The organism is Paenibacillus sp. 01L418 (genome assembly GCF_056400045.1).
The window spans coordinates 1-9,103 of record NZ_JBFTSN010000263.1; the positions used below are offsets into that span (position 1 = coordinate 1).

Here is a 9,103-nt window from a genome sequence, read left to right on the forward strand (position 1 = left end):
TATCAGCAACAACGCTCGCGCAATTTTTAAAAAGCTTACATGCATTCCCTGTGCAAATTGCCCAAGAAAATGGAGCTCAATATGACCATAGAAATCTGACTGATATTGCGATGCGTAAGAAGAAGATACATAAATTCATTTCCGATCTTGCCCTTCATTTCAGTGAAGAAGAGTATCATGCAATATCAAATTATTTGGAACAGCTCAGAACTGAAAGAGTGAATCAAAAGTATGTATTCCTTCATGGTGACCTTCATTTTAAAAATATACTGGTAGATGAGAATGGAAGAGTTTCAGGGATTATCGACTGGGGAGATATCAATATAGGACATCCTGCTTGTGATTTGAATGTTGTGTATAGCTTTTTACCTCCGGATGCGCGTTCTGACTTTTTCAAAGAATATGGGGATGTAGATGAAGAAACGAAGATCTTATCTCGATTAATTGCCATATATATTCCCATTTTGATAATGATGCAGGCAATTGATGATAAAGATGAAAGGTTGGTTGATGAAGCAAAAGCAAACATAAAACGTGCTCTTTCAGATTAAGAAATGTCATTCCGCTAAMGTGGAACGAAAGTTGAAGAAATCGCCTTATCATAGGTGATCTTTTTCTTTATGTATCTAAAAAAAACTTACGATAATAGTGCCTTGATTCATCGCAATATTACGTACTCCAGTCATGTGGAGTGCTGTGTGTTGTTGGTAAGAATTTAGCAGCTAAGAGCCACATTTTCCTGCAAGTTGAAGCCCGGCAGTATACTGCCTGGGCTTTGTTTGTATCTATGGATATACATGTACTGTATAAACTATTATTATGTGGTTTATTGCTTTAATGGTACCTTMTTGAGACAATAATTAGTGTATAAATTTGAATGTTGTCGAAATAGAGCGTTATTGAAGGATATAATTATAAATTATTGAATATAGTCTTCAAGTATAAATTTCCAAGAGTTAGAGAGTTGAAATACAGGAGAACGAGATGGTTCAAGTGTCAGAAAGGAAGTGATTCTATGTTTTATATTATTTTAATCGTCATACTGGCTGCTTTAATCATTCAATCCGTTTACCTTGTGTATTACAAAAACCAAATTAAGGATATCGGCAACCAATTATCTTTTATATCAGACCATCATTCATTCAAAATGATACAAACACAAATTAAGCCAAAAGAAATTCATCGGTTAATCGATTTATGTAATGCAATGCTTCGTGATCAACGAAAGTTGAAGCAAGATTTTATCGAACAAAAGGAAGAAATCCACGCGACCATTATGAGCTTGTCCCACGATATACGAACCCCGCTGACTTCACTTGACGGCTATCTGCAATTGGCGGAACGATCCGAGTATCTTAAAGAAAAAACAGAGTATGTTAGTCTGGCACAGACTAGAATGAAACAGATTATTACACTTGTTGACGAGCTGTTCCTATATACGAAACTGAAAAACCCAGATTACATCTTGGAGCTTGAGCCAGTTGATGTGATAAAAGTGTTAAATAAACGTCTGTTTACCTTTATCGACGATTTTTTGCGAAGTGGCTATGAACCAAACATCTGCATGGTGGAAGCACCGCTATTTATAGTAGGAAATGAAAGTGCGTTGGAAAGAGTATTTGAGAATGTGATCAAAAATTACTTTATGCATAGTGAAGGTGCTCTAAGCATTCGTTATGAGGAGAAGCAGGACGAGGTTTTGTTTCATTTTTCCAATGTACTGAAGCGAAATCATCTGCTGAGCCTCGACAACATATTTACTCGCTTTTACAAAGCAGATCCGTCGCGTACGAACCAATCTTCAGGACTGGGACTTTTTATCGTGAAATCACTGATGGAGAAAATGAATGGTTATGTGCAAGCTGACCTGAACGATGAGCAGTTTTGCATCAGCTTAGCTTTTAAGAAAATCGTAAAGGAGAGTTGACGTGTACAATGACACGCACCACCTCAAAATTCTAATTGTCGAGGACGACGTGCATATCAACAATATTATTTATGATGTGCTTCGAAAAGAGAAGTTTCAATGCACGCAAGCGTATTCTGGCAGTGAGGGAATCATGAACGTCACTCATCGCGAGTATCAGCTTATTATTTTGGACCTCATGCTTCCTGGCTTCTCGGGGGAAGATTTTATGCATCGGCTAAGAATAGAATTAAGCTCTGACACACCAGTTATAGTTCTATCAGCCAAGGACAAATTGGATAATAAATTAAATCTGTTTAAGTTGGGAGCCGCTGATTATGTCACGAAACCGTTTGAGGTGGAGGAATTGCTTGCCCGAGTTAATGTACATGTCAAACGAACCTCCCGAACGGATTCTGCCACTCGCTATCGTCATAAAAATCTACTTTTAGATACCGGAACGATGAACGCTAGCGTCAATCAAGCAGATTTGAAACTTACAAGACAGGAATACAAGATCCTTGAGCTGCTGCTTAAGAATCCTACCCGAGTGTTTACAAAGCAGGATCTGTATGAGCTTGCATGGGAAGATATATACATAGGTGAGGACAAAACCATTACCGTTCACATTAGCAATATTCGCAATAAAATCAAAAGGGTTGACGATGAGGCTTATATTGACACCATTTGGGGCATTGGTTTCAGGCTGGCACCATAGGGAGTGCCTTAAACCGGCCCTAATCTTCTTTGAACTTTCTTAATCTTTTATTGACGATATGTTAGCTTCTTTTTGTTATTTTATTGACAAGGAGGTGCGAATATGGCTGAAGCAATTATTGAAGTAAGTCAATTAACCAAACAATTTAAAGGGAAAACAGCAGTGCGTAAGGTAGAGTTTAAAATAGGTAAAGGTGAAATCTTCGGTTTGATAGGCCAAAATGGAGCGGGAAAATCCACCTTGCTAAAGATGATTGCTGGATTGATATCCCCGACTTCAGGAGAAATTAAATTATTTGATCGTCCAGTGAAGGATAATCACCCTTATTTTGAACGAATAGGCGTACTCATTGAAAATCCAGGGTTATATCCCCATCATACTGCCTATGAAAATTTGGAATTAATCGCAATCTCTTATGGATTGACTAATCGGAAAGAGCATATTAACAAGCTGCTGAAGCTTGTCGGATTGGAAGGTTCGAACAAGACCAAGGTGAAAAATTATTCAATGGGCATGAAGCAAAGGCTTGGAATTGCAGCTGCATTAATTGGAAGCCCAGATGTCTTGATTTTGGATGAACCGATCAACGGTTTGGACCCGCAAGGAATTTCTGAGATTAGAAATATGATTTTGGAATTGAATAAAACGGGAATGACCATCATTATTTCAAGTCATATTTTGGAAGAGTTATCGAAAGTAGCGACGCAATATGCAATCGTACATCAAGGAGAAATCATCGAACACCATTCAAGGGAGCAACTGCTGCTTCAATGCGAAGATCGTATTGAAATAGAAGTGGATAAAGCAAGCTCGGCTGTTCCCATCTTAGAACAAAAATTGCATATTAATCATTACAAAGTCATAAATGAGCGTATGGTGTATGTATATGATGCTCATCTTGAGAACCAACATATCATCAAGACCTTAGTTGAAAGCGGCATAACTGTTCATTCGATTATCAAGCATAAACAAAGCCTAGAACAATATTTTTTGGCACGGATAGAAAGTGAGGGTGGGAGCCGTGATTAATATTCTCAAAATGGACTTTCACCGTTTTAAATCAAATAAAATGATTTATATATTACTGTTAATTTTTTTTGCTTTTCAAATATTCGGTATATTTATGTTGGGAAAATACGAGCAGCCCGGAGAAAGTGGGGATATGCTGATCAGCTCGATGAACGAAAGTCAGTTCATCCAAGTCATGATGTCTCAAATCCCATTGTGGCCGCTGATTTATATTGCTGTATTTGTTGTTTACTTCTATATGAGTGAACATAACTCTGGGTTTTATAAAAATTACATTTCCATGAAGCGTGCGCGGATGTACACTGTTATTTCAAAAATATTAATTGCAGGCCTATTCACTTTGCTTACATTTATTGTCATGATCGTTGCGGATATGATCGGAAGATCAATTTTCTTTGATCATGCAATGATTGGAGATGGGGGTTATTTTGCGAAATTGTTGATCGGCCAATTTTTACTTCATTGGGCATTTTCAATTGTAATCTTATGCATCTCCATCATTAGCAAAAGCTTGATTACTAGTATTGTAGTTGGATTTGTTCTATCGTTGAATGTTTTTGGAATGATTGTAACTGTCTTGGAATCCATCATTGATGGCGTTCATTTGTCCTCTTTCTTAATAGTTAATACGATCTTAAGCGCAAGAGATTTTGATAATATAAATGATCTTGTTCATGTAGCTAGCGTGTCGATTGTTTTCATAGTTATATTTTCATTTATAGCCATCAGATATAAGATCAAAGAGGATCTGAAATAGTATTTAGGGCTGTGCAATTAGCAATGATGGGAGGACGAACTGGTTGGTTACACTCCCCAACAAAAAAGTGAATACTTGAAGTTAGGTGTGCTGTTGGTCAGGGAGTAGTGTTTTGGAGCCATGTTTACCTGCTTTAATAAATAGATACTTTGCCCGAAGCTTCTAAAGTTCGGGCTATATTTGTTATACCCAAAGTTTTTTATGATATGGAATTTTCAATAGCTTTGTGTTATTCATTGTTTTCAAATGCCACAGTAAGACGTGGTAAAGGTATACCTAACTTTTTTGCTTCTCTCACAACTTCAACTACCGCAAAGCCTGCTTTACTATTGTTGTATTCGATGAAAAGTCGTGGTAAGCTGCCCTTCGCAAAAATAATCTTGTTAAAAAGCGTACCGAGAAGTGCTGGTGGAATCTTCGTTAACAGTAAAGAAATCTTATCAATCTTTGCACCTCTTGCTTTAAGCACAGGGCTAATTTCCCTCATATTCTTACCAACATTTGCGAATGAGTCACTATGATTCATGAGTGCTGGAAAACTTCCCAGTTTTAACACCTCGGTCTCTATAGCCGCATTCATGGCAAAGTGATTCCATAGCCAGTTTTGCATATCCTTTATCCAAGTAATTTTAAAATGGGCACTTTCAAATAGTTCTTTGACCTTATTGTTAATATGTTCAGTGCCTATCCGTGGTTTTTCCAGAAATAGCATTTTCAAAAAGCCACCCCTAAGCCTATTGTCCGCGATGCCGCCGCCGCCTCCTGGGAAGCCAAAGACAACATTGTTCATAGACAATGGTGAGATCGATGATTTCAAATCTTGCCACACGTTATTAAATATTRGGACAGGGGTGTTTCCAGCAGCTGTCGATAGTAATTGTGCTGCTTTTGGAAGTTGTTCCGTGTTGACACTCACAATAATGAGATCATAATTTGGGCTCATCTCCTCATGCAGCTTGACGTTCCAGCTTTCTTTTATTAGCTGTTTCCCTCTTCGTGCGTCCCACATTTCAAGCTCTATGTTGCTTCCGAAGGTTTCTTTTCTCCCTTTTCTAACGTAAAACTCAACTGTATGCCCTGCCTTTTCAAAAGCCCAGGCATATTGGGTCGATATTACACCTCTACCGAAGAATAAAATTCTCATATTGCCTCCTAAAAATATATATTAATCCTTGTTATTGATCAAACAACGTGTTGTATAATGTTATTGTATAGACTCACTATACGCTCATCAACCATCAGATTTTTAATATTTGTCGTATAATCGATTGAACAGACAAATGGAGGAAAATAATGAAAAAGCAACCTGAAATTACGGACAAAACAAGGCAAACATTTATAAATGTATTCTGTGATTTATATAGCAAAAAACCAATTGAAAAAATATCCATTCAAGAGATTGCTAACCAATCAGGATATAATCGCAGTACATTTTATCAATACTTTACGGATATCTATGAGTTGTTGGACTGCGTTGAAGAGCGTGTCTTGAAATCCATTAACGAGGAAATGGCAGGCAGAGAGTTTTCTACACATACTTTCCAAGATGCACTTCAATGCTTGGAAAATGCAGAGGAAATTTCAGTTCTTAAAGCCCTCTTGGGAGACTATGGTTCTGTTCATTTTATTGAACGCCTGAAAAGAGAAATTCCCTTTGAGAGATTGATTGTGGACTTTCCAACAAATGATGTCTTAGCACCATACATAATTGAGTTTTACATATCAACATTAATATCTACGTTTCGCCTTTGGATACGAAACGGCAAAGATCTATCGTCGGAAGAATTGGTCAAGTTGGTAGATAGCCTATTTGCAAATGGGATAACACCGTATCATATCTTTGGCACGGTCAATCCGCGGCGCCTTGATTCGAATAAAAAGTAAGGGGACGAGGAGAAAGAGAATGAGGGACTTTAATACCGGCTCATCTTGCCATTTGGCGGGTACCATTGGCGCATTCTTGATATACAGTTTTATGATCTATAGTGGTTTTTTCAGGGTTAGATGCTGATAAAGGATCCCCATCTTATCAATTTATTGATGATATTCATATAAATTACGCTCGAACCTCAGCGATCGCTATCGGGTTAATGAGAAACAAGTTATTTACGTGCCTGAGCAGAAACGGGAGACAAAAAGCTGTTAAGGGCATGTCCTCTGACAGCTTTTTACTCGAACTTTGACGGTGCAACGTTATAGTATTTTTTAAAAGATTTCGAAAAGGTAAACGGATCAGGATAACCCAGAAGGTTAGCAATTTGTTGAATCGTATATTTCTTTTCGTTCAAATATTCTCTCGCCCTGTTCATTTTAATCTGGTAAATATATTGTCCCGGAGTAATGCCCAAGGCTTTCTTGAAATAAGTAATAAAATATTTTTCTGATATGCCTACAAACGCTGCAAGCTCTTTTATTTTAATAGATTTGTGAAGGTGGTTATTAACGTATTTGAACACTKGCTGCAACACGTCCAAATTGCTCTGTACTTTTCTTGACGTTCTCCCATTCAGAAATGTGCCGGTATATTGGCCAAGCCCGTGGAGTTCAATAATTTTGGCAATAACGGCCGTCAGACAAGCCTTTAAATATAAACGGTTCCCAGGTATGCTTCGTAATAGATTCGATTGCGTAAAGGCTTTGCCGAACAAAATGGCTTCTTCCCGGATCAGCTCTTGCGGTATGACCCCCGAGAGCTGAAAATCGTTTAGAATTCGTTGTTGTTTGCCGATTTCAAAATCGAAATGAATGTAAATAAACCGGCATCCCTTATCACTAGCTGCTGCCATATAGGGAACCCCTGGGTAAAAAAAGACCACATCTCCCGGGTTTGCTGTATGTTCAAAACCATTGATAGTAATGGTAACGATTCCCGATTGAATGAACCAAAGATCATAGTCGGTGTGTGCCTTGTGTTCAATCCATTTCGTGTCGTGGGTAAGCTCAAAGAAGGATTTCATTCGAAGCGAGATCAATTCCGACAATTCATTGAGAATCCCCATATCCGTCATATTCTTATCCATTGGCATCCCTCTACATTCCTCAACCAGAAGACATTGCTCATATTATTTTAGTATATCACTGGATTTGTTAATCACAAATATTCGTACTATTTGACATGAAAGTGAAACTATCTCATATTCTACTTTTAAACCATTCTCCTATAATTAGGTTATAACCAGTTAGGAGGACTTGATCATGATGGATTCGAATGTTTCACAACCGAAGGTAGTTATCATTGGGGCTGGGAGTCTTTTCTTTGGGCGGCAGTCAATCTGGCAAATGGTTCACTCTAAATATTTGAATAACGGAACACTTTCTTTAGTAGATACTGATGAAGAAAAACTATCCAAGATGGTAAGGCTCGCTGAAATGGTTGCAAAGGAAAACAATGTATCTCTTAAAGTGGAAGGCTCGACGAATAGGAGACAGGTATTGAAGGGAGCGGATTTCGTCGTTCTCAGCTTTGCTGAGGATACCGTCAAATACCGTGGCATCGATTGCCAGGTTTCTTTAAAATATGGAATTCGGATGTGCTCTGGGGATACCATCGGTCCAGGCGGAATCTTCAGGGCAATGAGAGAGCTGCCAGTCATTATGGAATGCGCTAAAGACATTGAGGAACTTTGTCCGGATGCGTGGGTAATCAATTACATCAATCCATCTACCGTCCATGGGATCGCGTTAAGCCGATATGCGCCGAAACTTAAATCCTTTGCGCTTTGCGACTCCCATCACATGCCGAACAAGAAAGCTTACTACGCGATTCGAGCGGGTATCATTCAGGATCAAAGTGAATTCAATGAGGAGATCGATCGGAGATTTGATTTCCGCGTTGCCGGTGTCAATCATTTCACCTGGCTGCTTAAGGCGGAGTATGACGGAAAGAATGTTATGGCTCCGATTGCCGAGGCATTAAGGAGGTCGGCAGGAACGGAAAACAACGGTGGGGATAGAGGAGCAAAGGCACTTTATAACGATGCAATCACTTATGAACTTTATAACATTTTCGGGTATATTCCAACATGTACGGCCCATACCAAAGAATATGTCCGGTATTGGCAGGGGCTTGGCAAGAAGGAAGACGTCATCCCGCCTTTATCGATTTGGGAAACGGAAGACCGGTATAAACGGCATGAGGAAATGTGGCGGCAAGTGGATGACTTCATCTCAGGGAAAAATCCTATCGCCGATTATATGAAATCTTTCGGACCCGATCACGCTACGGATATTATCGAAAACATGGTGGGGAATTTGAACAAGCGGTTCTTTATTAATACGCTCAATAACGGTGCTGTGACCAACATGAATAACGACTCGTTCCTTGAGTTGTTAAGCGAAGTAAGCATGGACGGAATCAAACCGCTTCATATGGGTGAAATGCCGAGGGGAATCCGGGGCATGCAGGAGCTGGTGCTGGATACGCACGAACTGACTGCGGAGGCTGTTGTGGAACGGAGCTTCACGAAATTGAGAAGAGCGATGATGATCGATCCGCTTGTGAATTCCATACATGATGCGGATTTAATTATTAAAGAGTTGTTGGAACAGGAAAGGGAGATCATCCCCGAATATTGGTACGAGTAAACAAGTACGGCAAACATACAATCTGAATGCCTAAACAATATTTTCAAAACAATAGACTTGAAATAGCTCATGCTGAAATTGCATGAGCTATTTTTATTAGGTTTAACTC

At 38.9% G+C, this 9,103-nt stretch carries 9 protein-coding genes; 7 read left to right on the forward strand and 2 right to left on the reverse strand.

Going from position 1 to position 9,103, the window contains the following annotated elements; translation table 11 throughout:
• The 5 genes from AC1DSE_RS24025 to AC1DSE_RS24045 form a co-directional block, all read left to right on the forward strand.
• On the forward strand, nt 1-551 hold a 551-nt coding region (locus AC1DSE_RS24025), incomplete at its 5' end, for a phosphotransferase (RefSeq protein ID WP_477528297.1).
• Between the two features lie 464 nt (nt 552-1,015).
• The gene (locus AC1DSE_RS24030) at nt 1,016-1,927 is read left to right on the forward strand and encodes a sensor histidine kinase (RefSeq protein ID WP_477509252.1); all 912 of its coding nucleotides are present in this window, start codon (nt 1,016-1,018) and stop codon (nt 1,925-1,927) included.
• Between the two features lies 1 nt (nt 1,928).
• Nucleotides 1,929-2,624, forward strand: a complete 696-nt coding sequence (locus tag AC1DSE_RS24035) for a response regulator transcription factor (RefSeq protein ID WP_477509251.1) — start codon at nt 1,929-1,931, stop codon at nt 2,622-2,624.
• Nucleotides 2,625-2,726: 102 nt separating this feature from the next.
• Nucleotides 2,727-3,653, forward strand: coding sequence for an ABC transporter ATP-binding protein (locus AC1DSE_RS24040; RefSeq protein ID WP_477509250.1), 927 nt, complete (start codon nt 2,727-2,729; stop codon nt 3,651-3,653).
• A gap of 10 nt (nt 3,654-3,663) precedes the next feature.
• Complete coding sequence (locus tag AC1DSE_RS24045) at nt 3,664-4,410, forward strand: ABC transporter permease (protein WP_477509334.1); 747 nt, start codon at nt 3,664-3,666, stop codon at nt 4,408-4,410.
• A gap of 229 nt (nt 4,411-4,639) precedes the next feature.
• Here AC1DSE_RS24045 and AC1DSE_RS24050 read toward each other — a convergent pair whose 3' ends face one another.
• Nucleotides 4,640-5,554, reverse strand: coding sequence for a ketopantoate reductase family protein (locus tag AC1DSE_RS24050; protein WP_477528298.1), 915 nt, complete (start codon nt 5,552-5,554; stop codon nt 4,640-4,642).
• 149 nt (nt 5,555-5,703) lie between these two features.
• Between AC1DSE_RS24050 and AC1DSE_RS24055 the strand changes: the two genes are divergently transcribed.
• On the forward strand, nt 5,704-6,294 hold the full coding sequence (locus AC1DSE_RS24055; RefSeq protein WP_477509248.1) for a TetR/AcrR family transcriptional regulator: 591 nt from the start codon (nt 5,704-5,706) through the stop codon (nt 6,292-6,294).
• A gap of 284 nt (nt 6,295-6,578) precedes the next feature.
• On the opposite strand, the gene AC1DSE_RS24060 is transcribed toward AC1DSE_RS24055, so the two are convergent.
• Entirely contained in the window at nt 6,579-7,430 is an 852-nt protein-coding gene (locus tag AC1DSE_RS24060) for a helix-turn-helix transcriptional regulator (RefSeq protein WP_477528299.1), read from the reverse strand.
• 175 nt (nt 7,431-7,605) lie between these two features.
• Between AC1DSE_RS24060 and AC1DSE_RS24065 the strand changes: the two genes are divergently transcribed.
• Nucleotides 7,606-8,994 carry a family 4 glycosyl hydrolase gene (locus AC1DSE_RS24065; protein ID WP_477509246.1) on the forward strand — a complete coding sequence of 463 codons (1,389 nt, stop codon included), beginning with the start codon at nt 7,606-7,608 and terminating at the stop codon, nt 8,992-8,994.
• The last annotated feature ends 109 nt before the right edge of the window (nt 8,995-9,103 follow it).

What these genes read in the sequence shown, in the direction of transcription:
- AC1DSE_RS24055 (WP_477509248.1), top strand. Translation starts at nt 5,704, where the DNA reads ATGAAAAAGCAACCTGAAATTACGGACAAAACAAGGCAAACATTTATA.
- AC1DSE_RS24040 (WP_477509250.1), top strand. Translation starts at nt 2,727, where the DNA reads ATGGCTGAAGCAATTATTGAAGTAAGTCAATTAACCAAACAATTTAAA.
- AC1DSE_RS24045 (WP_477509334.1), top strand. Translation starts at nt 3,664, where the DNA reads ATGGACTTTCACCGTTTTAAATCAAATAAAATGATTTATATATTACTG.
- AC1DSE_RS24030 (WP_477509252.1), top strand. Translation starts at nt 1,016, where the DNA reads ATGTTTTATATTATTTTAATCGTCATACTGGCTGCTTTAATCATTCAA.
- AC1DSE_RS24065 (WP_477509246.1), top strand. Translation starts at nt 7,606, where the DNA reads ATGATGGATTCGAATGTTTCACAACCGAAGGTAGTTATCATTGGGGCT.